Annotated in this window: 22 protein-coding genes; 17 read left to right on the forward strand and 5 right to left on the reverse strand. The window is 70.5% G+C overall.

Annotated elements, in window-relative coordinates; translation table 11 throughout:
• Positions 1–94: 94 nt before the first annotated feature.
• Positions 95–4,978, forward strand: a complete 4,884-nt coding sequence (locus JI751_RS19270) for an NAD-glutamate dehydrogenase (RefSeq protein ID WP_201940269.1) — start codon at positions 95–97, stop codon at positions 4,976–4,978.
• Between the two features lie 79 nt (positions 4,979–5,057).
• Here the strand turns inward: JI751_RS19270 and JI751_RS19275 are convergent, their stop codons facing one another.
• On the reverse strand, positions 5,058–5,828 hold the full coding sequence (locus JI751_RS19275; protein WP_201940271.1) for a sulfite exporter TauE/SafE family protein: 771 nt from the start codon (positions 5,826–5,828) through the stop codon (positions 5,058–5,060).
• Positions 5,825–6,538 carry a FadR/GntR family transcriptional regulator gene (locus JI751_RS19280; RefSeq protein WP_201940273.1) on the reverse strand — a complete coding sequence of 238 codons (714 nt, stop codon included), beginning with the start codon at positions 6,536–6,538 and terminating at the stop codon, positions 5,825–5,827. Before JI751_RS19280 ends, JI751_RS19275 begins: the two co-directional genes overlap by 4 nt.
• A 115-nt stretch (positions 6,539–6,653) precedes the next feature.
• Here JI751_RS19280 and JI751_RS19285 point away from each other — a divergent pair, with 115 nt between their 5' ends.
• From JI751_RS19285 to JI751_RS19300, 4 genes are all read left to right on the forward strand, one after another.
• Positions 6,654–8,009: an SLC13 family permease gene (locus JI751_RS19285; RefSeq protein WP_201940275.1), complete on the forward strand. Its 1,356-nt coding sequence runs from the start codon at positions 6,654–6,656 to the stop codon at positions 8,007–8,009.
• Between the two features lie 16 nt (positions 8,010–8,025).
• Positions 8,026–9,201, forward strand: coding sequence for a CaiB/BaiF CoA transferase family protein (locus JI751_RS19290; protein WP_201940277.1), 1,176 nt, complete (start codon positions 8,026–8,028; stop codon positions 9,199–9,201).
• Positions 9,202–9,262: 61 nt separating this feature from the next.
• A complete protein-coding gene (locus JI751_RS19295) occupies positions 9,263–10,726 on the forward strand; it encodes a carboxyl transferase domain-containing protein (protein ID WP_201940278.1) in 1,464 nt (487 codons plus the stop codon).
• A 30-nt stretch (positions 10,727–10,756) separates the two neighbouring features.
• Positions 10,757–11,647, forward strand: coding sequence for an alpha/beta fold hydrolase (locus JI751_RS19300; protein ID WP_201940280.1), 891 nt, complete (start codon positions 10,757–10,759; stop codon positions 11,645–11,647).
• Positions 11,648–11,678: 31 nt separating this feature from the next.
• On the opposite strand, the gene ku is transcribed toward JI751_RS19300, so the two are convergent.
• Positions 11,679–12,602, reverse strand: coding sequence for a non-homologous end joining protein Ku (gene ku / locus JI751_RS19305; protein ID WP_201940282.1), 924 nt, complete (start codon positions 12,600–12,602; stop codon positions 11,679–11,681).
• Between the two features lie 96 nt (positions 12,603–12,698).
• Here ku and ligD (JI751_RS19310) point away from each other — a divergent pair, with 96 nt between their 5' ends.
• From ligD (JI751_RS19310) to JI751_RS19330, 5 genes are all read left to right on the forward strand, one after another.
• Positions 12,699–13,613 carry a non-homologous end-joining DNA ligase gene (gene ligD / locus JI751_RS19310; protein WP_201940478.1) on the forward strand — a complete coding sequence of 305 codons (915 nt, stop codon included), beginning with the start codon at positions 12,699–12,701 and terminating at the stop codon, positions 13,611–13,613.
• On the forward strand, positions 13,610–14,518 hold the full coding sequence (gene ligD / locus JI751_RS19315; RefSeq protein ID WP_201940284.1) for a non-homologous end-joining DNA ligase: 909 nt from the start codon (positions 13,610–13,612) through the stop codon (positions 14,516–14,518). The genes ligD (JI751_RS19310) and ligD (JI751_RS19315) overlap by 4 nt, the downstream gene beginning before the upstream one ends.
• A gap of 118 nt (positions 14,519–14,636) precedes the next feature.
• A complete protein-coding gene (locus JI751_RS19320) occupies positions 14,637–14,783 on the forward strand; it encodes a hypothetical protein (RefSeq protein WP_201940286.1) in 147 nt (48 codons plus the stop codon).
• A gap of 21 nt (positions 14,784–14,804) precedes the next feature.
• Positions 14,805–15,500, forward strand: a complete 696-nt coding sequence (locus JI751_RS19325) for a response regulator transcription factor (protein WP_236666576.1) — start codon at positions 14,805–14,807, stop codon at positions 15,498–15,500.
• Complete coding sequence (locus JI751_RS19330) at positions 15,497–16,066, forward strand: GNAT family N-acetyltransferase (RefSeq protein WP_201940480.1); 570 nt, start codon at positions 15,497–15,499, stop codon at positions 16,064–16,066. Before JI751_RS19325 ends, JI751_RS19330 begins: the two co-directional genes overlap by 4 nt.
• Here JI751_RS19330 and JI751_RS19335 read toward each other — a convergent pair.
• Complete coding sequence (locus JI751_RS19335; RefSeq protein ID WP_201940289.1) at positions 16,009–17,538, reverse strand: MFS transporter; 1,530 nt, start codon at positions 17,536–17,538, stop codon at positions 16,009–16,011. The two genes, JI751_RS19330 and JI751_RS19335, sit on opposite strands and share 58 nt — an antisense overlap.
• An 87-nt stretch (positions 17,539–17,625) precedes the next feature.
• Between JI751_RS19335 and JI751_RS19340 the strand changes: the two genes are divergently transcribed.
• The 6 genes from JI751_RS19340 to JI751_RS19365 all read left to right on the forward strand — a co-directional run bounded on the left by JI751_RS19340 (position 17,626) and on the right by JI751_RS19365 (position 23,015).
• A complete protein-coding gene (locus JI751_RS19340) occupies positions 17,626–18,291 on the forward strand; it encodes a TetR/AcrR family transcriptional regulator (RefSeq protein ID WP_201940291.1) in 666 nt (221 codons plus the stop codon).
• A gap of 251 nt (positions 18,292–18,542) precedes the next feature.
• Positions 18,543–19,793 (forward strand): TadA family conjugal transfer-associated ATPase, encoded by a 1,251-nt coding sequence (locus JI751_RS19345; protein WP_201940292.1) that lies wholly within the window; start codon positions 18,543–18,545, stop codon positions 19,791–19,793.
• Positions 19,793–20,647, forward strand: coding sequence for a type II secretion system F family protein (locus JI751_RS19350; RefSeq protein WP_201940300.1), 855 nt, complete (start codon positions 19,793–19,795; stop codon positions 20,645–20,647). The genes JI751_RS19345 and JI751_RS19350 overlap by 1 nt, the downstream gene beginning before the upstream one ends.
• The gene (locus JI751_RS19355) at positions 20,644–21,576 is read left to right on the forward strand and encodes a type II secretion system F family protein (RefSeq protein WP_201940302.1); all 933 of its coding nucleotides are present in this window, start codon (positions 20,644–20,646) and stop codon (positions 21,574–21,576) included. Before JI751_RS19350 ends, JI751_RS19355 begins: the two co-directional genes overlap by 4 nt.
• A 51-nt stretch (positions 21,577–21,627) precedes the next feature.
• Positions 21,628–22,503 (forward strand): hypothetical protein, encoded by an 876-nt coding sequence (locus tag JI751_RS19360; protein ID WP_201940304.1) that lies wholly within the window; start codon positions 21,628–21,630, stop codon positions 22,501–22,503.
• Complete coding sequence (locus JI751_RS19365; protein ID WP_201940306.1) at positions 22,503–23,015, forward strand: Panacea domain-containing protein; 513 nt, start codon at positions 22,503–22,505, stop codon at positions 23,013–23,015. The genes JI751_RS19360 and JI751_RS19365 overlap by 1 nt, the downstream gene beginning before the upstream one ends.
• Before the next feature lie 197 nt (positions 23,016–23,212).
• Here the strand turns inward: JI751_RS19365 and JI751_RS19370 are convergent, their stop codons facing one another.
• Positions 23,213–24,028: a hypothetical protein gene (locus JI751_RS19370; RefSeq protein ID WP_201940308.1), complete on the reverse strand. Its 816-nt coding sequence runs from the start codon at positions 24,026–24,028 to the stop codon at positions 23,213–23,215.
• Between the two features lie 133 nt (positions 24,029–24,161).
• Here JI751_RS19370 and JI751_RS19375 point away from each other — a divergent pair, with 133 nt between their 5' ends.
• On the forward strand, positions 24,162–24,518 hold the full coding sequence (locus JI751_RS19375; protein WP_201940316.1) for a hypothetical protein: 357 nt from the start codon (positions 24,162–24,164) through the stop codon (positions 24,516–24,518).
• The last annotated feature ends 87 nt before the right edge of the window (positions 24,519–24,605 follow it).

A 24,605-nucleotide genomic window follows, 5' to 3' on the forward strand; every position in this document is an offset into this window, starting at 1 on the left:
CCATCATGGACTGAACGACGGCCGCCCGGAGAGCGTTACGCGCCGGTAGGGACCTGTGTTGTGACCGTCACTCGACGGGTTCTATGGTCGGTGCGTGGCGACGCCCGAGGAGACCAAGGACCAGCAGCTCGACGAGGCGACACGGACACGGCCTGATTGGGGTGACCTGCTCCGTGCCTACTACCGGCACGTCTCTCCCGAGGAGGTGGCCGAGCGTTCCCCGGAGGACCTCCTCGGCGCCCTGGTCTCGCACCGCGACCTCGCCTCGTCCCGTCCCCAGGGCACCGCGGCCGTCCGGGTCGTCACGCCCACCGTCGCCGAGTCCGGCTGGTCCTCGGCCGGTCGCTCGGTCGTCGAGGTCGTCACCGACGACATGCCGTTCCTCGTCGACTCCGTGACCATGGAGCTCAACCGGCTCGGGCACAACGTGCACTCCGTCATCCACCCGCAGCTCTCGGTCGAGCGCGACATCACCGGCGAGCTCCAGCACGTCCACGCGCACGAGGTGACGGAGGACCCGAAGGACAGCGGTGACGCCGTCGAGTCGTGGATGCACGTCGAGATCGACCGCACCGACGACGAGGAGGCCGCCGAGATCACCGAGGGCGTCCAGCGGGTGCTGCGCGACGTCCGCGAGTCGGTCGAGGACTGGGCCAAGATGCACGCCCAGGTGCTGGACGTGGTCACCGGGCTCAGCGACGACCCGCCGCCGCTCCCGGACGCCGAGGTGCGGCAGGGACGCGACTTCCTCACCTGGCTGTCCGACGACCACTTCACCTTCCTCGGCTACCGGGAGTACCACCTCGAGGCCGACGAGGACGCCCCCGACGAGTGCGGCCTGCGCGCCGTCCCCGGCTCGGGGCTCGGCATCCTGCGGCACGACCAGGACCTGTCGAGCGCGTTCGCCAAGCTGCCGCCGATCGCGAAGGCGAAGGCCCGCGAGAAGGCGCTGCTCGTGCTGGCGAAGGCCAACTCGCGTGCCACGGTGCACCGCCCGGCCTACCTCGACTACGTCGGCGTGAAGACGTTCGGCCCGGACGGCGAGGTCGTCGGCGAGCGCCGCTTCCTCGGCCTCTTCTCCAGCGCCGCCTACACCGAGTCGATCACCCGGATCCCGGTCCTGCGCGAGAAGGCCGCCGAGGTGATGGCCCGCGCCGGGTTCGACCCGCGCAGCCATGCCGGCAAGGCGCTGATGGACACCCTCGAGAACTACCCGCGTGACGAGCTGTTCCACACCTCCCCGGAGGAGCTCGCGCCGGTGGTGCAGGACGTGATGTTCGCGCGCGAGCGCCGGCAGCTCCGGGCGTTCGTGCGGCGCGACACCTACGGCCGCTACGTCTCCGTGCTCGTCCACCTGCCCCGCGACCGCTACAGCACGGCCGTCCGCGAGCGGTTCTCCGACATCCTGCGCGAGCAGCTCGGCGGCGAGCACGTCGAGTTCACCGTCCGGGTCAACGAGTCGACGACGGCGCGCGTGCACTTCGTGGTGCACCCGCCCAAGGGCGGCACCATCCCCGAGATCGACGTCACCGACCTCGAGCGCCGCCTCACCGAGGCGTCGCGCTCGTGGCGCGACGACTTCATCACCGCGGTCGTCAACGAGCACGGCGAGGGCGACGGCTCCCGCCTGGCGCGCGCCTGGGCCGACGCGTGGCCGGAGGCCTACAAGGAGGACTACTCCGCGCAGCGGGCGTCCGCCGACCTGGGCCGGATCGAGGCCATCGAGGGGGAGCAGGGCATCGACCTCGCGCTCTTCGACCAGGACGAGGAGGGTGGCTCCTACCGTCGCGGCGAGTCCCGGCTGAAGGTGTTCCGCGTCGGCGAGCCGCTGTCGCTCAGCACGATGCTGCCGATGCTCACCTCGATGGGCGTCGAGGTCGTCGACGAGCGGCCCTACGAGCTCGTCGGCTTGTCGCGGCCGTCCCACATCTACGAGTTCGGGCTGCGCCACGGTCGCGTGCTGCCGCCTCACGAGCGGACGCTGTTCGCCGAGGCGCTGCGCGCCGTGTGGGACGGCTACAACGAGATCGACGGCTTCAACCAGCTCGTCCTCGCGGCCGGGCTGACCTGGCGCCAGGCCACGGTGCTGCGGGCGTACGCCAAGTACCTCAAGCAGGGCAACTCGCCCTTCGCCCTCGACTACATCGAGGAGGCGCTGCGCAGCAACGTCGACATCACCCGGCTGCTCGTCGAGCTGTTCGAGTCGCGCTTCGACCCGGGTCGCGGCGACCGCGCGCTCGACGCCGACGCCGAGGCCCGCGTCGCGAAGATCGAGGCGGTCGAGGAGCGGCTCGCGAAGGCCCTCGACGACGTGGTCAGCCTCGACCACGACCGCATCCTGCGGTCCTACCGCACCCTGATCAGGGCGACCCTGCGCACCAACTTCTTCCAGCGGACCACCTCCGCCGGCGGCGTCCACCCCGCCGTGCCCTATCACAACTACATGTCCTTCAAGCTCGAGCCGTCGGCCATCCCCGACCTGCCCGAGCCGCGCCCGCGCTACGAGATCTTCGTCTACAGCCCGCGCGTCGAGGGCTCGCACCTGCGCTTCGGTGCGGTCGCCCGCGGTGGTCTGCGCTGGTCCGACCGACGCGACGACTTCCGTACGGAGGTGCTCGGGCTGGTCAAGGCGCAGATGGTGAAGAACACCGTCATCGTGCCCGTCGGCGCGAAGGGCGCGTTCTTCTGCAAGCAGCTCCCCGACCCGGGCGATCGTGACGCGTGGCTGGCCGAGGGCGTCGACTGCTACAAGACCTTCATCTCGGGCCTGCTCGACATCACCGACAACCTCGTCGACGGCGACACCGTGCCGCCGCGCGAGGTCGTACGCCACGACGGGGACGACTCCTACCTCGTGGTGGCCGCCGACAAGGGCACCGCGACGTTCTCCGACATCGCCAACGGCGTGGCCAAGGACTACGGCTTCTGGCTCGGTGACGCCTTCGCGTCCGGCGGCTCCGTGGGCTACGACCACAAGGCGATGGGCATCACCGCCAAGGGTGCGTGGGTCTCGGTGCAGCGGCACTTCCGCGAGATGGGCGTCGACTGCCAGGCCGAGGACTTCACCGCCGTCGGCATCGGGGACATGTCCGGCGACGTGTTCGGCAACGGCCTGCTGTGCTCCGAGCACACCCGCCTGGTCGCCGCCTTCGACCACCGCGACATCTTCCTCGACCCGGCGCCCGACGCCGCGTCGTCCTACGTCGAGCGGCAGCGGCTCTTCGACCTCCCGCGCTCGAGCTGGAAGGACTACGACACCTCGCTGATCTCCGAGGGCGGCGGCGTGTGGCCCCGCTCCGCGAAGTCGATCCCGGTCTCCGCGCAGGTGCGCGAGGTGCTGGGGCTCGGCGCGGACGTCAGCGCGATGACTCCGGCCGAGCTGATGAAGGCGATCCTCGTCGCGCCGGTCGACCTGCTCTGGAACGGCGGCATCGGCACCTACGTGAAGTCGTCGGAGGAGACCAACGCCGACGCGGGTGACAAGGCCAACGACGCGATCCGGGTCAACGGCGAGGACCTGCGCGCGAGGTGCATCGGCGAGGGCGGCAACCTGGGCTTCACGCAGCTGGGCCGGGTGGAGTACGCGCGCTTCGGTGCCGGCGGCAACGGCGGCCGGATGAACACCGACTTCATCGACAACTCCGCCGGTGTGGACACCTCCGACCACGAGGTCAACATCAAGATCCTGCTCGACCGGGTCGTCCGCTCGGGCGAGATGGACGAGCCGGGACGCAACGAGCTGCTCGCGTCGATGACCGACGAGGTTGGCTCGCTCGTCCTGCGCGACAACTACGAGCAGAACCTCGCCCTCGCCAACGCCGAGGCCCACGCGCCCTCGCTGCTCCACGTCCATGAGGAGTGGATGCGGGCCCTGGAGAAGCGCGGGGTGCTCAACCGCGAGCTCGAGGGGCTGCCCTCGACCCGGCAGGTGCGGCGTCGCCTCGACCGCAAGCAGGCGCTGTCGGCGCCCGAGCTCTCGGTGCTGCTCGCCTGGACCAAGATCGTGCTGGCCGAGGAGCTCATCGACTCCGACCTGCCCGACGACCCCTACCTGCGCGAGGACCTGCTGGCCTACTTCCCGCAGCGGATGCAGGCCGACCTCGAGTCGGAGATCGAGGACCACCCGCTGCGCCGCGAGATCATCGTGACCCAGGTCGTCAACGACCTCGTCAACGGCGCGGGCATGACCTTCTGGCCGCGGCTCCAGGGGGAGACGGGTGCCAGCCCGGCCGACCTCACCCGCGCCAACTTCGTGGCTCGCGAGATCTTCGGCTCGCTGCCGCTGCGCCAGGAGATCGCGGCCCTGGACAACCAGGTTCCGGCCGAGCGGCAGACCCGGATGCGGATCGAGATGCGTACGCTCGTCGAGCGCGCCTCGCGGTGGCTGGTCACCAACCGGCGCCCGCCCCTCGACTCCCGGGCGACGGTCGACTTCTTCCGTGAGCGGGTGCAGGCCGTGATGGCCGCGCTGCCGTCGGTGATGAGCGGTCGCGAGCTGGACGACTTCCGGGCCCGCGAGTCGCGGCTCAGCGACCACGGGGTGCCGGCCGACCTCGCGTCACGGGTGGCCGTGCTCGCGTCGGCGTACGCCGCCCTCGGGATCGTGGAGACCGGCGACCGGCTCGGCATCGACCCGGTCGAGGTGGCGCGCGTGCACTACGCGCTCGGCGAGCGGCTCGGGCTCCCGGCGCTGGTCGAGCGGATCTTCGCGCTGCCCCGCGACGACCGCTGGCAGACGATGGCCCGCGCGGCGGTGCGCGACGACCTCTACGGTGTGCACCAGCAGCTCACCGCGCAGGTGCTGGAGTCCACCAGCGCCGACGACCCCGCCCCGGTGCGGGTCGCGGCGTGGGAGGAGTCCGACGCGGAGCTGGTCGGTCGCTCGGCCGACACGCTCGAGGAGATCTGCCGCGAGGAGACCGCCGAGCTGGCGCGCCTCTCGGTCGGGCTCCGGGTGGTGCGCGGCCTGCTGTCCTGAGCCCTGGAGGTCGAGTGCGCCCGCGGCACTGGTCGCCGCGAGGCCCCGCACTCGACCGGGCGAGAGTCGTCGAGGAGGGTCAGAAGAGCAGGAGCGCGGCGACGACGCCGGCCGCGACGACCGCCCAGCGGAAGACCGCGTCGGGCAGCTTGCGACCGATCCGGGCGCCGACGTAGCCGCCGACGAGCGATCCGGCGGCCAGCACGGCGGCGACGTCCCAGCGCGGGTCGGCGACGACGACGAAGATCAGGCCGGCGACGATGTTGCCCACCATCAGCGACAGCGTCTTGAGCCCGTTGACGACCCGCAGCTCGAGGTCGGTGCCGAGCCCGAGGACGGCCACCATCATCACGCCCGCGCCGGCTCCGAAGTAGCCGCCGTAGACGCCGGTGATCGTCGCGAAGAACGTCGTCGCGGGCGACATGTGGCGCCGCTCGGCGAGCTGCTCTCCGTGCTGGCGCTCGTGGCGGGCGCGCAGCCACACGGCGATGCGCGGCTGGGCACCCACGAGCAGGCAGGTGAAGAGGATGAGGTACGGGACGACGGCCTCGAACACCCCGGGCGGCAGGCCCAGCAGCAACGCAGCGCCGGCCACGGCGCCGACCGCGCAGACCAGCACGATGACGTACGCGATGCGGCCGGCCTCCTTGACCTCCGCGCGGTAGCCGACGACCCCGCCGAGGCCGGCGGGGATCATGCCGAGGGTGTTGGAGACGTTGGCGACGACGGGTGGCAGGCCGAGGGCGACCAGCACCGGGAAGCTCAGCAGGGAGGCCACGCCCACGGTCGAGGACAGGATGCCGGCGCCGAGCCCGGTCACCAGGACCAGGAGCGCCTCGACTGGGGTCACGGCTGCTCGCGGAGCAGCGCGACGTCGCTGACCATCGCCACGTGCGCGTGCATGGCGGCCGCCGCAGCCTCCGGGTCGCCGGCGCGGATCGCCTCGGCGACGGCGCGGTGACCGGCGAGCGAGTCCTGCGGACGACCGGGCTGACCGAGCGACTCGAGCCGCGTCTCGCGGATCAGGTCGCCGATCTCGTCCATCAACCGCGCCAGCAGGAGGGAGTGCGAGGCCGCGGTCACGGCGCCGTGGAACCGCTCGTCACCCTCGACGCCGCGGCCGCCGGACTCGACCTCGGAGGCCATGAAGGCCAGTGCGTCGTCGATCCGGGCCATGTCGTCGTCCGTACGGCGGGCGGCGGCGAGCGCCGCGATCTTGGTCTCGAGGGCATCGCGCGTCTCGATGATCTCGGGCAGCCGGTCGGCGTGGCTGCGGATCGCCTCGACGATGCGGGTCGACTGGCGATGGCCCGCGGTGACGACGGTGCCGTCCCCGTGGCGTACCTCCACCACGCCGATCACCTCGAGCGCGACGAGCGCCTGGCTGAGCGTGGCGCGGCTGACGCCGAGCCGCTGGGCGAGCTCGCGCTCGGGAGGCAGCCGGTCGCCCGCGGTGAGCCCGTTGTCGCTGATCCACGCCGAGATCTGGCCCGCCACCTGCTCGTACAGGCGGGTGCGCAGGAGCCGGGGAGGGAACGACGGCTGGCTCTGGTCGGACATGAGGACAGCCTATTGACTGCTGGCTCATTGTGCTATTGGCTAGGCCACTGAGCCAGCGCGTGACGAGGGTCACCCCCCGACCCAGCGGTGCCGGCACGACTCGGAGGTGTGGACCATGGGTCCGGAGTGGATTGCGATCCTCGCGCTGGTCGCCCTGTTCGTGGTGGGCACGCTGCTGCCCATCAACATGGGAGCGCTGGCCTACGTCGCCGCGTGGCTCGTGGGCATGTACGCCCTCGACCTCGACGAGAAGGAGATCCTGGCCGGCATCAGTGCCGACCTGGTCCTCACCCTCATCGGCGTCACCTATCTCTTCGCGATCGCGAGGCAGAACGGCACGGTCGACCTCATCGTGAGGAAGGCCGTGGCGTCCGTCGGCGGCCGCGTGGCGCTGATCCCGTGGGTGATGTTCGCCGTCACAGCCGTGATCACCGCCATCGGCGCCGCCAGCCCGGCCGCCTGCGCGATCATCGGCCCGATCGCCCTCGGCTTCGCGGGCCGCTACAAGATCAGCCCGCTGATGATGGGCATGATGGTCGTCCACGGAGCCCAGGCCGGTGGCTTCTCGCCGATCTCGATCTACGGCACGATCACCAACTCCGTCATGGAGGACGCCGGTCTCGGCGCCTCGCACCTGACGATCTTCTTCTCCAGCCTCGCGGTGAACACCCTGATGGCGGCGATCCTCTTCGTCGTCCTCGGCGGCCGCAAGCTCATGTCCGTCCGGATGGACGCCGACGGCGAGCTCGTCCACGCCGGAGGCGGTACGACGTCCGCTGCCGGCGAGGCGCGCGTGCACCCCGACCGGTCGGACGCCCGCTCGGCCACCGGCGCCACCCCGACCACCGGCACCCCGAACCCCGGCGACGCGGGCAGCACGCTCGAGCACACGCTGACCCTGCTCGCCTTCCTCGCGGTCGCCGTCGTCGCCCTCGTCTTCGACAAGAACATCGGCTTCGCCGCGATCACCGCTGCCGTGGTGCTCTCGGTGCTGACCCCGAAGGCCTACAAGGACACCGTCAAGCAGATCGCCTGGCCGACCGTCCTCCTGGTCGCCGGCGTGAGCACCTACGCCACCATCCTCACCACCGCGGGCTCGCCCGAGTTCGTCGGCACGTGGGCCGCCGGCCTCGGCGCGGCCGCCATCGGCGCGCTGATCCTCTGCTACGTCGGCGGTGTCGTGTCGGCGTTCGCCTCCTCGACCGCCCTGCTGCCGGTGATCATCCCGATCGCGATCCCGCTCGTCGCCGAGGGCGGCCTGTCCGCCGGCCTCTTCGTCGCCGCGCTCGCGGTCAGCTCGACGATCGTCGACGTGAGCCCGTTCAGCACCAACGGTGCGCTCATGCTGGCCAACAAGCCGGACACGATCGACGAGAACACCTACTACCGCCAGATCCTCACCTACGGAGCGATCGTGACCCTCGTCGGCCCGCTGCTCGTCTGGGCAGCCCTCGTCCTCCCGGGATGGTGACCCCCTCATGACAGAGATGACCGGACCCCTCTCCGACCTCCTCGTCGTCGACCTGACCCGCGCCCTCGCCGGGCCGCACGCCACCCAGATGCTCGGCGACCTCGGCGCCCGGGTGATCAAGGTGGAGTCGCCCGGCAGCGGCGACGACACCCGCGGGTGGGGGCCGCCCTTCGTCGGCGAGCCCGACGCTCGGCAGTCGACGTACTTCCTGTGCACCAACCGCAACAAGGAGTCCATCGCGCTCGACCTCAAGGACGAGGCCGACAAGGCCGTCCTGGTCGGCCTCGTCGAGCGGGCGGACGTGCTGGTGGAGAACTTCCGCACCGGCGTGCTCGAGCGGCTCGGCCTCGGCATCGAGGACCTGATGCGCCGCAACCCGCGCCTCGTCGTCCTCTCGATCACCGGGTTCGGCCACGACGGGCCGGAGGGCGGCCGCGCGGGCTACGACCAGATCGCCCAGGGCGAGGCCGGCCTGATGTCGCTGACCGGCTCGGGGCCCGACGACCCGCAGCGCGTCGGCGTACCGATCGCGGACCTGCTGTCCGGGATGTACGGCGCCTACGGCATCCTCGCCGCGCTCCACGAGCGCGACGTGACCGGCAAGGGCCAGGTCGTGCGTACGTCGCTGCTGGCGTCCGTCGTCGGCGTGCATGCCTTCCAGGGCACGCGCTGGACCGTCGCGGGCGAGGTCGGCCGAGCGCAGGGCAACCACCACCCGTCGATCGCGCCCTACGGGCTCTTCCGCTGCCGCGACGGGGCGGTGCAGATCGCGCTCGGCAGCGAGGGGCTGTGGAAGCGGTTCTGCGGCGGCTTCGGGATCGACCCCGAGGCCGACGGGCTCGCCACCAACCAGGAGCGGGTCGCCCAGCGCGAGCGCGTGATCGAGGTGGTCGAGACGGCCTTCGCCGACTGGGACGCCGAGCCGCTGCTGGCCCGGCTTGCCGAGGTCGGCGTGCCCGCCGGCAAGGTGCGCTCGCTCGACGAGGTCTACGAGTGGGACCAGGTCGCCAGCCAGGGCCTGCTCGTCGACGTCGAGCACCCGACCCTCGGTGGTCTCACGCTGCCCGGGCCGCCGCTCCGCTTCTTCGACGCGGCCGGCGACGAGGTCACCCGCAGGGACCACACGGCCCCGCCGCTGCTCGACCAGCACGCCGACGAGATCCGCGCCTGGGTCGGGGGCGGCGGCGCATGAGCACACCCCACGACGTTCTTCTCCTCCGCTGCGCTCCTCCGAACAACGCCGCGGGGACCCCATGACGACGCACCGCTGGACCGCCCGCGAGCTGCTCGACCTCGTGCTCGACCCCGGCACCTTCACGTCCTGGGACGAGCCGATCGACCTGTCGTACGCCGACGCGTCCCCGGATCCCGGCTACCGCGTCGTCCTCGAGGCCGCGGCGGCGAAGGCCGGCACCGACGAGTCCGTCCTCACCGGTCGCGGCGCGGTCCGTGGTCGACCGGTGGCCGTCGTGGTCAACGAGTTCGGCTTCCTCGCCGGCTCGATCGGCCGTGCCGCCGCCGACCGGATCACCAGGGCCGTACGCCGTGCCACTGCGGAGGGGCTGCCGCTCCTGGCCAGCACCGCGTCCGGTGGCACCCGGATGCAGGAGGGCACGCCCGCCTTCGTCCGGATGGCCGAGATCTCCCGCGCGCTGATGGAGCACCGGGCCGCCGGGCTGCCCTACCTCGTGCACCTGCGCCACCCGACGACCGGTGGCGTCTACGCCTCCTGGGGCTCGCTCGGGCACGTCACCGTCGCCGAGCCCGGTGCGCTGGTCGGCTTCCTCGGCCCCAAGGTCTACGAGGCCCTCAACGGCCGGCCGTTCCGGCCCGGTGTGCAGGTGGCCGAGAACCTCGCCGCCGCCGGCGTCATCGACGGCGTGGTCGCGGCCGAGGACCTGCCCGCGATGGTCGACCTCGCGCTCGCCGTGCTCGTCGACGCCCCCGGCCCGGGCGTGCTGCCCGTCCGCGCGACGCAGCCGATCGGCGACCACGCCGCGTGGGACAGCATCGAGCGCACCCGGCGTACGGACCGGGTCGGGCTCCGCGACCTGCTCGCCCACGGCGCGCGCGGCACCCTCCAGCTGCGTGGCACCGACGAGGGCGAGCGCGACTCGACGGTGATGGTCGCGCTGACCCGGCTCGACGACCAGCCGTGCGTCGTCGTCGGCCAGGACCGGGCCCGTCAGACGCCCGGCCACGCGATGGGTCCGGGTGCCTTGCGCGAGGCCCGTCGCGGCATGCGGCTCGCCGAGGAGCTCGGTCTCCCGCTGGTCACCGTCATCGACACCCCGGGTGCGGAGCTGTCGCCCGATGCCGAGGAGCGGGCCATCGCCGGTGAGATCGCCCGGTGCATCGCCACCCTCACCACGATGACGGTGCCGACGGTGTCGGTGATCCTCGGCCAGGGCTGCGGGGGAGGGGCGCTGGCCTTCCTGCCCGCACAGGCGGTCCTCGCCACCGAGCACGCGTGGCTGTCGCCGCTGCCGCCCGAGGGCGCGAGCGTCATCGTGCACGGCGACACCGACCACGCACCCGAGATGGCCACCCGCCAACGGGTGCGGGCGAGCGACCTGCTCGCCGACGGGATCGTCCAGCGCGTCGTCCCCGAGGTCGACGGCGAACCCGCCCGCGACCTCGCCGTCGCGGTGGCCGCCGAGGTCTCCGCACTGCTCCGCGAGATGACCGGACGCACACCCGTGTCCCGCGCCTCCTGACCGCCTGGGAGCGCGTGCCATGCTCGCGACATGGCGGACTACCTGACCCTGGACGACGGCCGCACCCTCGAGCACCTCGAGGGCGGCGACCCCGACGGGTTCCCGCTCGTCTACCACTCCGGTACGCCGAGCGGTGCCGTCGCGGACGAGCACCTGTTCGCCGCGGCGGAGGCCGCCGGCCTGCGGCTGGTGACGTACTCCCGACCCGGCTACGGCCACTCGACGCCCCGCGGCGGTCCCGACCACGTCATCACCCCCGTCCTAGCCGACGCCGACGACACCGCGGCGCTGCTCGACCACCTCGGCATCGGTGAGTTCGTCACGCTCGGCTGGTCGGGCGGCGGGCCGCGGGCGCTGGCGTGCGGGGCGGCGATGCCCGGTCGTTGCCGCGCCGTGTCGCTGCTGGCCGGCGTGGCGCCGCTCGACGCCGACGGCCTCGACTGGCTCGCCGGGATGGGGGAGGAGAACGTCCGCGACTTCGAGGCCGTGCAGGCCGGACGCGAGGCCTACCGCCCGATCGCCGAGGAGCAGGTCGAGGAGCTCCGGTCGGTCACCGGTGACGACATCGTCGCCTCGTTCGGCGACCTGGTCGACGAGGTGGACGCCGCGGCCCTCACCGGGGACTTCGCCGAGACGGTGGCGGCCTCCTTCCGCCACGCGGTGGAGCAGGGAGCGGTCGGGATGGTCGAGGACACCCTCCAGATCGTCGCGCCGTGGGGCTTCGACGTCCGCTCGCTCGCGGTGCCCGTCGCCGTCTGGCAGGGCGAGCACGACCGCATGGTCCCCTACGCCCACGGCCAGTGGCTGGCGTCGGCGATCCCCGGCGCGCGGGCCCACCTCTTCGCGGACGAGGGCCACCTCTCCCTCGTGGCCCGGATCGACGAGATCCTCGACGACCTGAAGGCTCTGGCCGGGATCTAGCTCGTCGGACGTGCGGCGGACGACCCCGAGGTCAGCTGGCCTTCTTGGCCTGCTTCTTCGCAGCGGTCTTCTTGGTCGTCGCCTTCTTGGCGGCGGCCTTCTTGGCCGGGGCCTTCTTCGCAGCCGCCTTCTTGGCGGGCGCCTTCTTCGCAGCCGGCTTCTTCTCGTCCCCGTCGTCCTCGCCGCGCGCGGTCTTGGCCGCGGCGACCGACTTCTGGAGGGCGGCGAGCAGGTCGACCACCTCGCCCGAGGTCTTCGTCGACGTCTCGGTGCGCTTGATCTCACCGCCGTCGATCTTCGACCTCACGAGCGCCTCGACGGCGCCGGCGTAGTCGTCCTCGAACTCGGTGGCGTCGAAGTCGCCGGCCAGGGTCTCGACGAGCATGTGCGCCATCTTGACCTCCTGCGGCTTCACGTCGCCGGTCTCGACGGAGAAGTCGGGCGTGCGGATCTCGTCGGGCCACATCATCGTCTGGAGCACGATGACGTCGTCCTTGACGCGCAGCACCGCGATGCTGGTGCGCTGGCGCAGGGCAACGGTGACCACGGCCATGCGGTCGGCGTCGAGGAGCGCCTGGCGGAGCAGGGCGTACGGCTTGGCGCCGGCGCCCTCGGGCTCGAGGTAGTAGGACTTCTCGAAGAGCAGCGGGTCGATCTGCTCGCGGGGCACGAACTTCTCCACCGCGATCTCGCGCGACGACGTCGACGGCAGCTCGGCCATGTCATCGTCGGTGAGGATGACCATCTCGCCGTCCTCGGTCTCGTAGCCCTTGGCGATGTCGGCGTAGGCCACCTCCTCGCCGTCGAGGGAGCAGACCCGCTGGTACTTGATCCGGCCGCCGTCCTTGGCGTGGACCTGGCGGAACGAGACGTCGTGGCTCTCGGTCGCCGCATAGAGCTTCACCGGGACACTGACCAGGCCGAAGGAGACGGCACCCTTCCAGATCGCGCGCATGACGTGACGATAGCCGTCACCTCGGACACTCGTCTCCCTGCGAACGGATGACCAGCGGCGACGGTCGGGGGTGCCACACTGGCCTTCGTGCGCCCGATGCTCGCCAGCAGGACCGACCGCGTGCCGACCGGCGCGCAGTGGCTGCACGAGGTGAAGTGGGACGGCGTCCGCGTGCTCGTCGACGTCCGCGACGGCGTCGCCCGGATGACCAGCCGCAACGACAACAACGTGACCGCGGCCTGGCCGGAGCTCAGCGCCCCGCCCCTCGGCGACCGCGACCTGATGGTCGACGGCGAGGTGATCGCCCTCAACGAGCGCGGCCTCCCCGACTTCCGCGTCCTCCAGCACCGCATGCACCTGCGCAACGCGAAGGAGGTCGCCCGACTCGTGAAGACCGTCCCCGCGACCCTCATGGTCTTCGACCTGCTGCGCCTCGACGGCGAGGACCTGACCGGCCGACCGCTGGAGGAGCGCCGCGCCCTGCTGGAGGAGCTGCCCCTCGGTGACACGACGTGGCAGGTCCCGGCGGCGTACGACGACGGGGACATGCTGTTCGCGGCCACGCTCGCCCAGGGGCTCGAGGGCGTCGTCAGCAAGCGCCGCGCCTCGCGCTACCGCTTCGACGCACGCAGCGAGGACTGGCGCAAGCTCGCCCACCGGCACCGCGGCTCGTTCGTCGTCGGCGGCTGGCGCCCCCAGACCGGTACGGCGAACCGGCTGGCGGCGCTGCTCGTCGGCGAGCAGACGGCCGACGGGCTGCTCTACCGCGGCCGGGTCGGCAGCGGCATCGCCGGCCTGACCAGCAAGCGGCTCGCCGACCTGCTCGCGCCCCTGGCCAGCGACACCAACCCGTTCGCCGACGAGGTGCCGCGCGTCGACGCCGACGGCACGTTCTGGGTCGAGCCGCGGGTCGTGGTGGACATCGACACCCACGGCCTGGGCTACGACCGCCTCCGGCAACCGTCCTTCCAGGGCGTGCGCGACGACCTGACCCCGGAGGACCTGGCATGACCCCCGCTGCGGGCACCGAGGTGCACGTCGACGTCGAGGGCCGCACGCTGACGATCAGCAACCTCGACAAGGTGCTCTACCCGCGCACCGGCACGACCAAGGGCGAGGTGCTCAACTACTACGCGCAGGTCTCGCCGGTCCTGCTGCCGCACCTGAAGGACCGCGCGGTCACCCGGATCCGCTGGCCCAACGGCGTCGAGAAGGCGAGCTTCTTCGAGAAGAACGCCCCGGCCGGCACGCCGTCGTGGGTGCGTACGGCCGAGGTGCCGACGACCGGCTCGCGCACGGGCAAGGGCGACGGCACGATCCGGTTCCCGATCTGCGACGACCTGGCCACGCTCACCTGGCTGGCCAACCTCGCGTCGCTGGAGCTCCACGTGCACCAGTGGACGGTCGAGGAGGACGGCACGCCGCGCAACCCCGACCGGCTCGTCATCGACCTCGACCCGGGCGAGCCCGCCGGGCTGCACGAGTGCGCGCAGGTGGCGCTGATGGTGCGCGACGCCCTGGCCGAGCGCGACCTGGGCTGTACGCCGGTCACGAGCGGCAGCAAGGGCCTCCACCTCTACGCACCGATGGACGGCAGCCTCGACAGCGACGGCACGACGGCGCTGGCCAAGGAGGTGGCCGAGACGCTGCAGAAGGAGCACGGCGACCTGGTGACCAGCGTGATGACCAAGGCGAAGCGGCCCGGCAAGGTCTTCCTCGACTGGTCGCAGAACTCCGGCTCCAAGACGACGGTCTCGCCCTACTCCCTGCGCGGCAAGGAGCGGCCCACCGCGGCGACGCCGCTGTCGTGGGAGGAGGTCGAGGCGGGCGCCGAGGACGACCTCGCCCTCGACCAGTTCACGATGGGTGAGGTGCTGGAGCGGATCGCGGAGCTGGGCGACGTCTTCGAGGCGTGACCTCACGCGGTGGGTGATGCCCGCATCGGCCCGAAGGTGTCTGTTGCCGCCCGGATCTTTGACGGGATGTGACCGTCGTGAGGGTCGGGCGTGGAGTGGTGCAACGGATCCTTGACACATGTCCCGCATCCTGCTGATCCCCGTCGCCGTGCTCCTCGCGGCCGGTGCCGTGGTCGTCGGACCCGGCGAGCAGGCTCCCGCGGTTCCGTCGCAGACGGTCGTGACGCCGTCCACCGACTTGGGGTTTCAGCACACCGCGCGCTGACAGTGCACATATGCTCTCCGCATGGTGCACGACGTGTTGGTGGTTGAGGACGAGGAAGACATCGCCGTCCCACTCATGCGCACGCTCGAGCGCGAGGGCTATGACGTCACTCGGGTCTCGGGCGGAGCGGACGCTGTGGAGTTCGTCGTCGGCGAGGCTCCCGCGGTCGTGATCCTCGACCTGGGCCTTCCCGACATGGACGGCATCGACGTCTGCCGGCAGATGCGCTCGAGCGGCTACCAGGGCGGCATCATCATGGTCACCGCCCGCGCCGGCGAGCTCGACCGCGTGGTCGGTCTCGACGTCGGCGCCGACGACTACCTCGCCAAGCCCTTCGGCCTCGCCGAGCTCCTCGCCCGCGTGCGCGCCCTCCTGCGTCGCAGCGCGATCGTCGTCAGCAGCGACACCACCGTCACCACCGCGTCGGGCCTCAAGATCGACGCCGCCTCGCGCCGTGTCCACCTCGGCGAGCGCGAGCTCGCGCTGACGGCCAAGGAGTTCGACGTGCTGGCCGTCCTCGCTTCGCACCACGACAAGGTCGTGCCCCGCGAGACGCTGATGAACCAGGTCTGGGACCAGAACTGGTACGGCTCGACCAAGACCCTCGACGTCACCATCGGTCGTCTCCGCAGCAAGCTCGAGGCCGCCGAGGCGGGGGAGCGCGTGGTCGCCATCCGCGGCGTCGGCTTCCGCCTCGAGACCGGGACCCCCGCCTGACGCGGACCCGGGAGACCGACCGTCTCCACCTCAGGCCGTACGTCGACGACGACGCGCCGCGGGTCCTCGACATCCTCAGCCGCCCGGACGTCATCCGCTTCCTGGGCAGCCCGGTCCCGATGGCGGACCTCGATGCCGCGCGGGAGTGGATCGACTCCAAGCGCCGCCGGGAGGCGGCCGACCCGTTCGACCTCGCCCGCGCGGTCGTCGTACGGGCGACGGGGGTGGTCGCCGGCACGGTGTCCGTCTCGCGCTGCCACCGCCGCGGCACCGGCGAGTTCGTGGGGGAGTACGAGGTCGGCTGGACGCTGCACCCCGACTCGCACGGCCACGGCTACGCCACCGAGGCGGCGAGGGCCCTGCTCGACCAGGTCGTCGAGCAGGGCCTCCCCGAGGTGTGGTGCGGCGTCTTCGTCGGCAACGACGCGTCGTGCCGGGTCGCCGAGCGCCTGGGCCTGACCTACGTCGGCGTCGGGCCGGACCCCTGGTGGGACGGCGACAGCCACCTCTACCGGGTGAGCGCGGGCGACTGGTCGGCCAGCTCGCCCTCGGCCAGCGGGTCGTAGCGGTTGCCGGGCAGCACCGCCCAGGCGAACACCGACCCGACCAGGCACATCAGCCCGATGACCAGGCTGCCGCGGGACAGCCCGTCCATGAAGGCGACCTCCATCGCACTGCCGACACCGGGCACCTGCGCGGCGAGCGCGTCGGTGAAGCCGACCGATCCCCGCGCGGCCTCGAGGGTCGCCGGGTCGAGCCTCCCGTCGAGCAGCTCGACCAGCTTGGCGCCGTACAGCGAGGAGAAGAGCGAGCCGACGACGGCGACGCCGAGGGTACCGCCGAGCTCGCGGGTGGCGTCGTTGACTGCTGAGCCGACACCGGCGCGGGCGGGCGGCAGCACCTGCATGATCGACTCGGTCGCCGGCGTGCTGATCAGGCCGAGGCCCAGGCCCATCATCACCATCTGCGGGACGATCACGGTGGCGTAGTCGACGTCGACGTCCATGGTCGAGATCCAGAGGAAGGCCGTGCCGAGCAGCGCCAGGCCGGTGCCCACGACGGCCTTGGTGCCGATGCGGGGTGCCAGCTGCGCACCGACGACGGAGGCGATCGCGATGGAGATCGCGACGGGGAGGATCCGCAGGCCGGTCCCGAGTGCGGAGTAGTCGCGCAGGAACTGGAAGAACTGCGTGATCAGGAAGATGAAGCCGAAGAGCGCGAAGAAGGCGATGGTCACCGCGGCGCAGGCCGCGCTGAAGCGGCGGTCGAGGAAGAGCGTGACGTCGAGCATCGGGTGCTCGGCGGCGCGCTCGACGGCGACGAAGACCAGCAGGAGCAGGACCGCGACGGCGAAGCCGGTGAGCGTCGTGGCCGACGACCAGCCGTGCTCGGGTGCCTCGATGATCGTCCAGGTGAGCGAGCCCAGCGCGCCGACCGAGACGGCCAGGCCGCGCAGGTCGAGGGGAGGTACGCCCGGGTCGCGCGACTCCGGCACGAAGGCGAGGGTCATCGCGATCGCGACGACGCCGACCGGGACGAGCGCCCAGAAGACGGCGTGCCAGGTGAAGTGCTCGAGCAGGAAGCCGCCGGTGATCGGACCAAGTGCGACGCCCATGCCGACCGCCGCGCCCCAGATGCCGAGCGCGGTCGCGCGCTCGCGGCGCTCAGTGAAGGCGTTGGCGATCACCGACAGCGTCGTCGGGAAGATCAGCGCGGCGCTCATCCCCATCACGAAGCGGAGCGCGATGAGTGCCTCGACGCTGTCGACGAGGGCCGCCACGCCGCTGGCGACGGCGAACGACGCGAGGCCGAGGACGAGGGCGGGGCGCCGGCCGAACCGGTCGCTCAGGCTGCCCATCGCGAGGACGAGCGCGGCGAAGGCGAGGTTGTAGCCGTCGACGACCCAGAGCAGGTCGCGGGTGCCGGCGTCGAGCTCGCGAGCGAGGCTCGGGAGGGCGACGTTCACGATCGTGGTGTCGAGGTTGATGGTCAGTGCGGACAGGCAGACGGTGGCGAGGAGAGCGGCTTTGCGGTTCATGGTGGCTCCGGTCAAGGGAATGTAGACGGCGGTAACATCAGGGTGCACCGATATGTGACCGCTGTCAACATCGACTAGGGTGAACACGTGGCGACCACCCCGTACCACCACGGCAACCTCCGCGACGCGCTCGTCGAGGCCGCCGTCGAGGTGGTGCGCGAGGGAGGGCCCGAGGCGCTGTCGCTCCGCGAGCTGGCCCGGCGGGTCGGGGTCAGCCACGCCGCCGCGTACCGCCACTTCGCCGACCGTGAGGCCCTCGTCGACGTGGTGGCCGAGCAGGCGCTCGCGGGCATGGTCGCGCGGGTGCACCGCCGCCTCGACCGGGTCGAGGAGCCCGACCCGGTGACGACGGCCCGGCGGCGGCTGGTGGAGCTCGGAGCCGGGTACGTCGACTTCGCCCTGGCCGAGACCGGCCTGTTCCGGCTGCTCTTCACCGCCTACCCCGACCCGCCCGACGGCAAGGGCGACGGCGGCGACGAGCCGGGGGAGGACCCCTACGGCCTGCTCAACCACGCCCTCGACGACCTCGTCGCGGTCGGCTTCATCGACGCCGGCCTGCGCGCCGGCGCGGAGGTCACCTGCTGGTCGGCGGTCCACGGCTTCGCGGTGCTCAACGTCGAGGGGCCGCTGCGCGGGCTGACGGCCGAGGAGCGCGACGCGACCCTCTCGAGCCTGCTGCTCGGCATCGACCGCGCCTTCGGTGCCGGCGGCACCTGGCCGTCCTTGGCGCCGGTCGCCCTCGACCCGTCCTGACGGCGCGCGCTGCGCGGACACGTGTCCGAGAGATGGCCCTCGATCAGACATTCCCGAGGCAACGTCGCGGACACGTGTGACAGTCCGGGGCGCTGGCGTCGACCGTGCGGGGTCGTCGCAGGTTCTCCACAACCTTTGCCGACGGTCTGGTTTCCGCAGCGGTTGTCATGGATAACTGGACACCAGCAGGATCTCGGGGAAGCAGGCACGACATGGCAGTGGACCGTCTGGCGAAGGATCGACCGTCGCCCATGCATGCCCACGACGACCTCGTCCTGCGCCTCGACGGGCAGGTGCGCGAGCGGGTGCGCCGCGAGGGCGTCGACCCGCAACGTGAGGCGCTTCTCGTACGCCGCATCGCCGAGGACGTCGTGCGCGACCACGACGACCTCAGCCTCACCGGCGCCGTCGCGCCGATCGCCGACGACGGCGCGATGGTCGGCGAGCTCGTCGCCCGGATCTCCGGCTTCGGCCCGCTGCAACCGTTCCTCGACGACCCCGAGGTCGAGGAGGTGTGGATCAACTCGCCGGAGCGGGTCTTCATCGCCCGCCGCGGCCGGCACGAGCTGACCAACCTCCGCCTCGACGCGGCGCAGGTCAACGAGCTGGTCGAGCGGATGCTCAAGTCGAGCGGCCGCCGCCTCGACATCAGTACGCCCTTCGTCGACGCGATGCTCCCCGAGGGTCACCGCCTCCACGTCGTGCTGGAGGGGATCACCCGCGGCTTCACCGCGGTCAACATCCGCAAGTTCCTCCTGCGTGCGCACCGGCTGTCCGACCTCGTCGCGCTCGGCACGCTGACCCCGCAGGCCGCCTCGTTCCTCGAGGCGTCGGTGCGTGCCGGTCTCAACATCCTCGTCGCCGGGGGCACCCAGGCCGGCAAGACGACGATGCTCAACTGCCTGGCCGCCTCGGTGCCGGGTGGCGAGCGCGTGGTCAGCGCGGAGGAGGTCTTCGAGCTGCGCTTCAGCCACCCAGACTGGGTGGCGTTGCAGACCCGGCAGGCCGGGCTCGAGCAGACCGGCGAGATCGTGCTCCGCGACCTGGTCAAGGAGGCGCTGCGGATGCGGCCGAGCCGCATCCTCGTGGGCGAGGTCCGGGCGGCCGAGTGCCTCGACCTGCTGCTCGCCCTCAACTCCGGCCTGCCCGGGATGTGCACCCTCCACGCCAACAGTGCGCGCGAGGCGCTCGTGAAGATGTGCACCCTTCCCCTGCTGGCCGGCGACAACATCTCGGCGCGCTTCGTGGTCCCGACGGTGGCGACATCGGTCGACCTCGTGGTGCACCTCGGCCTCGGCGCCGACGGCGTACGCCGCGTCAACGAGATCGTGTCGGTGCCCGGCCGGGTGGAGGCCGACGTGATCGAGGTCGAGCCGATCTTCGTCCGCAGCGGAGGCGAGCTGCGACGTACGGGTGGGGTGCCGGCGCGGATCGAGCGCTTCGAGCGCGTGGGCATCGACGTGCACGCACTGCTCGCCTCGGACATGGCAGGTGACCGCTGATGGGCGCCCTGGTCGGGCTCGGGGTCGGGGTCGGGCTGCTGTTGATCTGGTCGGCGTTCGCCCTGCCTCGGACTCCCCGGCCGGTCACGCCGACGTCGTCCGCGCTGCGTCGCCTGCTCGGCCGGGCCGGCCTCGGCGACGTCACGCCGGCGAGTGTCCTGTCCCTGTGTGCGGTCCTGCTCGCGGTCGCGTTCGCCGTCGTGCAGGCGGTGTCGCGAACGGTTCCGGTCGCGTTCGTCTTCGCCGCGATGGCGGCCTACGTGCCGATCGCCGTGCTGCGCCAGCGCGCCGCTCGGCGGCTGCGTGACTTCGCCGAGGTGTGGCCGGAGGCGGTCGACAACCTCGCCAGCGCCGTACGCGCGGGCCTCTCCCTCCCCGACGCGGTCGCCGCCCTGAGCACGTCCGGCCCCGAGGCCCTGCGCCACGACTTCGCCCAGTTCGCCCTCGACTACCAGGTGACCGGACGCTTCGGCGAGTGCCTCGACCGGCTCAAGGAGCGGCTCGCCGACCCCGTCGGTGACCGGGTGATCGAGGGGCTGCGGCTGGCGCGCGAGGTCGGCGGTGGCGACCTCGGCCGGCTGCTCCGCAACCTCTCCGGCTTCCTGCGCGACGACATGCGCACCCGCTCCGAGCTCGAGTCGCGCCAGGCCTGGACGGTCAACGGTGCCCGCCTGGCGGTGGCAGCGCCGTGGATCGTGCTGCTGCTGATGTCGTTCCAGACGACGGCCATCCGCAGCTACGCATCGCCCGGCGGCGTGCTGGTCCTGGGGATCGGCTTCGGCGTCTGCGTGCTGGCCTACGCCGCGATGATGCGCATCGGCCGGCTGCCCGTCGAGAAGCGGATCCTGTCGTGAGCGCGACGGTGTGGGGCGGCCTCCTCGGCGGGCTGGCGGGGCTGGGTCTCCTCCTGGTCGTGACGAGGGTCGCGGTGCTCCGGCGCCCACAGCTCGCCGTCCGGGTCCTGCCCTACGTGCGCGACGTACCGATGCGCGACCAGGGTCCCGGCCTGCGTCCGGTCTCGTCTCCGACGTCCGCGGCCGCCGGCATCTTCGGCCCGGTGCTGCGATCGGCGGCGGACCTCGTCGAGCGGATGCTCGGCGGCAGCACGTCCGTGCGCCGTCGACTCGAGCGTGCGGGCCTCGACCGCACGGTGCAGGAGTTCCGCATCGAGCAGGTCGTCTGGGGGCTGGTCGGTTTCGCCGCCGCGGCCGCGATCAGCCTGGTGCGGGCGCTCGGTGGGGTGGGCGGCGTCGGGTCGGCGGTCGTCTTCTGCGTCCTCGGCCTGGCGTTCGGCGTGTTCGCCCGTGACAACCGGCTCGGCACGCAGGTGAAGAACCGCGAGCGCCAGGTGCTCACCGAGTTCCCCACGATCGCCGAGCTGCTCGCGCTGTCGGTCGCGGCGGGGGAGAGCCCCGTGTCGGCCCTCGACCGCGTGGTCCGGCGCAGCCATGGCGCACTGTCGGAAGACCTCTCCCGCGTGCTCGCCCGGGTGCGCACCGGCGAACCCGTCGGCGTCGCCTTCGAGTCGCTCGCCCGATCCACCGGCCTGCCGATCGTCGCCCGCTTCGCCACCGGGATCACGGTCGCGATGGAGCGAGGCACGCCGCTGGCCGACGTGCTGCACGCCCAGGCGGCCGACGTACGCGAAGCCGGGCGCCGCCTGCTGATCGAGACGGCCGCGCGCAAGGAGATCGCGATGATGGCGCCGGTCGTCTTCTTCGTCCTGCCGGTGACCATCCTCTTCGCCTTGTGCGTGAAACCGGTACATGAGGTATACGCGTAGATCAGTGCGTGGCGTCCAGCTGTGACCGAGGCTGCCTCTAACATGACGCGCGTGGCAGACAGGGCGCTGGAGAAGTCTGGGGCGGGAGACAACGATGCCCCGCGGTCGGATGGAGGGAGCTCAGCGCCGGCTCTGCTCGCGTGGCTGAAAGTCGAGTGGCACCAGCCGACGCTTGCTTTTGGCGCGGCGGTTGGCCTCGTCTCCAGCGCAGCCACGGGTCTGACGATGGCCGTTCTGATCGCGATAAGCGTGAGTGCGACCGTCCTGGGCTCGTTGCGAGTGTTCAAGCGGCACTCGGACGTCATGACCTTGACAGAGAGGCTCGGGACGGCCAACGATCGGGTTTTCGAGCTCGAGAGGGAGCTCGCCGGCACCCAGAATCTGATGAAGGAGATGCTGTGGGCGCTCCTGACCCTGGTTCGTGACGAGATGCAGATGGGGTACGACGAGCGGATCAGCGTCTACGTCCACCTGGAGGATCTAAGAGCGTTCCAGATGCTGGGGCGATCGTCCCTCAATCCGGATTTGGCCAGAGCTGGTCGAACGGTCTACGAGGACAGTGTCGGTGTCATCGGTAAGACTTGGACCGTGAAGAGCGAGGTAGTCGAGGGGGACCTGCCTCCGTGGTCCGGCGACGGACGAAGTTACGTCGCTGAGAACATGGCGCGCTTCGGGCTCCCGGAGGACAAGTGCCGGCGATTGAACATGAAGAGCCGCTCGCTGATCGGGGTGCGGTATCCCGCAGATACCGCGGGCTCGCGTCCGGTCGGGGTGCTCATTCTGGAGAGCAACTCGCCTGACTGGGCGACGGAGGCTCGGTTGGAGCAGTTGAAGCAGTCAACGAGTTGGGCAACCCTCCAAGCGTATCTTCACAGTCAGAGGGATGAACTCCCGCTCATGTCGGGCGCGAAGGGTAAGGGTTTCTAATGAGCGATCTAGAAAGTCTGGTCCTCTACTTCTGCAAGCATTATCCACACAAGGATGAGCTTTCGAAGGCTCGTCTGACGAAGATGGTTTACCTTGCCGACTGGCGTTCTGCGATTACTGAGCGCAAGCAGTTGAGTGACCTGAGATGGACCTTCAATCACTATGGGCCATACGTCGATGACGTAGTCGAGGCGGCAGAACTGTCGAGGTTCCTGAGGATTCGCGAAACGACAAACATGTATGGCAGTCGCAAAGAAGTAGTCGAGGCAACTGTCGATGCACCTGAGCCTTCACTTTCAGGTAATGAGAGGTTGATCTTGGATCATGTGATCCAAGAAACGCAGAGGCTGGGGTTCAACGATTTCATAAAGCTCGTCTACTCGACCTACCCGATTGTGACGCGTGCCCGCTATCACACTTTGGACTTGGTCGAACTCGCCGGAGAGTACGAAGAGCTCCAGGCAAACCTCGCGCACGACGCGAGTATGGACAACGGGTTTCGACCAGCCTAGAAGGCACTAGCGCGAGAGACGTCCATGCAGTGCGGCCCACGCTCAGCGAGTCGAGTATCTGGGGTAAGCCTGAGTCTCCCGGGCTAGATGTTCCGGCCCGACGAGTCCCCCGTGCTTACGTGACCGCCGCGCATTCGACTATTGGCGAATCGAGTTTTTGACCGCCAGACGTTGCAAAAACTCATAGCGTGGGGGCCCTACTCTTGGTCGGCCTTAGGCTCAGGCTCGAGCTCGCCGAGTGACTTTGCAAATCCGGGACGTGCGCGCAACCAATCCGTTCGGCTTCCTGCCTCTTCTGCGATCTCCATAGCGAACTCGCTCTCTTTGTCACGCACCAAGTCTTCGTAAGCCAACGCGTACTCCGCGATGGTTTTGCTGGGATGAGGCAGGCTGTCATGCCGCAAGAACGCCGCCAGAAGTTCGTGAGCCTCCTCACCGCAACGACGCGCAATCGTGTAAACGGAGTGGTAGTGGTAGGGCGTCCCGTACTGCACCCCCGCCTCCATCTCATCAGCTGCGCCAAGGAGATCCGCAAGCCCGACTATGCGAACACGCAAGTCCGCTGGAAGGTAGGCGGCCTGAGCGGAAATCTCTTCGAAAAGGCCGCGGAGTTCTGCAGATGCTTGACGCTCCTTCCGGTCGTCAGCAAAACGGCTGCGCGCTACGGCAGGTACGAGTTGAACGGCTCGGCTCACGGCCTTATCGATCTCCTCACTCGCTAGCTCCTCGCGTCGTCGCGCCTCGGCCAGGTGTGCGCGCTGCTCTTCGCGACGCTCCTGCTCACGTTTCCATTCGTCTTCACGCTGCTCGCGTTCCACTTGGCGGGCTTCCTCGCGGTTCTCGCGTGACATCTGCCGAACCTCGTCGCGACCCTCGCGCGCCTTCGCTCGCTCTTCAGCCTTTGCTGCCGCTTGCGACTCGACATGCCCCCGAGTGAACTCGCGTAGGGCCTGGGCTATCAAGGTCGCAACGAGAGTGACGGCTGCTGTTACAACGATCGTTGCGGCATCCATCTGGTTCCCCTCTCAACTAAGGTCGGAACAGCGTAGGTCTGCTAAGCATGAGTCGGGCCCGTTGCACGAGATCGGCCCGGGCGCGTCTGTCCTGCGTCTACACACCAACTCGCATAACACACAGGGGATCACGGTGAAGGACAACATCCGCAAGGCGGGGCAGTTCGTCCACGGGGCGCTTCAAGAGGCCGCCCAGCAAGGACGGAGCGACTACGGAGATGATCAGTACTTCCGGGGGTTCAGAAATGCGGCCGGCATTACATTCCGCAGCATCCAGTCCAAGACGGATGTGATGAAAGAGCAGATGAAGTCTGGTAGTGGGCTAACGAAGACGGAACAAGCTGTCTTTGCTCACCTGAATGAACTGCTGATCGAGATCGAGGCGGAGTGCAACAAACACTGGGCCGGTACCGGACTGGACTGGCGTCCGAGACCACCGGTGGTCAAGGGACCAGTCGGTTTCGCTGCTCGTGATGAGCAAGACGATTGAGGTCGCTCGACGCGGGAGACCAGCGAATACGGGTGGGGGAGGACCCCCTCGCGAGTTGACGCAGACCGCTGCTACTTAGCAGCCAGG

Source organism: Nocardioides baculatus, assembly GCF_016735675.1.
Lineage (GTDB): Bacteria > Actinomycetota > Actinomycetes > Propionibacteriales > Nocardioidaceae > Nocardioides > Nocardioides baculatus.

What these genes read in the sequence shown, in the direction of transcription:
- JI751_RS19280 (WP_201940273.1), bottom strand. Translation starts at nt 6,538, where the DNA reads ATGTCCGACCAGAGCCAGCCGTCGTTCCCTCCCCGGCTCCTGCGCACC.
- JI751_RS19285 (WP_201940275.1), top strand. Translation starts at nt 6,654, where the DNA reads ATGGGTCCGGAGTGGATTGCGATCCTCGCGCTGGTCGCCCTGTTCGTG.
- JI751_RS19290 (WP_201940277.1), top strand. Translation starts at nt 8,026, where the DNA reads ATGACCGGACCCCTCTCCGACCTCCTCGTCGTCGACCTGACCCGCGCC.
- JI751_RS19295 (WP_201940278.1), top strand. Translation starts at nt 9,263, where the DNA reads ATGACGACGCACCGCTGGACCGCCCGCGAGCTGCTCGACCTCGTGCTC.
- JI751_RS19300 (WP_201940280.1), top strand. Translation starts at nt 10,757, where the DNA reads ATGGCGGACTACCTGACCCTGGACGACGGCCGCACCCTCGAGCACCTC.
- ku (WP_201940282.1), bottom strand. Translation starts at nt 12,602, where the DNA reads ATGCGCGCGATCTGGAAGGGTGCCGTCTCCTTCGGCCTGGTCAGTGTC.
- ligD (WP_201940478.1), top strand. Translation starts at nt 12,699, where the DNA reads ATGCTCGCCAGCAGGACCGACCGCGTGCCGACCGGCGCGCAGTGGCTG.
- ligD (WP_201940284.1), top strand. Translation starts at nt 13,610, where the DNA reads ATGACCCCCGCTGCGGGCACCGAGGTGCACGTCGACGTCGAGGGCCGC.
- JI751_RS19320 (WP_201940286.1), top strand. Translation starts at nt 14,637, where the DNA reads ATGTCCCGCATCCTGCTGATCCCCGTCGCCGTGCTCCTCGCGGCCGGT.
- JI751_RS19325 (WP_236666576.1), top strand. Translation starts at nt 14,805, where the DNA reads ATGGTGCACGACGTGTTGGTGGTTGAGGACGAGGAAGACATCGCCGTC.
- JI751_RS19335 (WP_201940289.1), bottom strand. Translation starts at nt 17,538, where the DNA reads ATGAACCGCAAAGCCGCTCTCCTCGCCACCGTCTGCCTGTCCGCACTG.
- JI751_RS19345 (WP_201940292.1), top strand. Translation starts at nt 18,543, where the DNA reads ATGCATGCCCACGACGACCTCGTCCTGCGCCTCGACGGGCAGGTGCGC.
- JI751_RS19350 (WP_201940300.1), top strand. Translation starts at nt 19,793, where the DNA reads ATGGGCGCCCTGGTCGGGCTCGGGGTCGGGGTCGGGCTGCTGTTGATC.
- JI751_RS19365 (WP_201940306.1), top strand. Translation starts at nt 22,503, where the DNA reads ATGAGCGATCTAGAAAGTCTGGTCCTCTACTTCTGCAAGCATTATCCA.
- JI751_RS19370 (WP_201940308.1), bottom strand. Translation starts at nt 24,028, where the DNA reads ATGGATGCCGCAACGATCGTTGTAACAGCAGCCGTCACTCTCGTTGCG.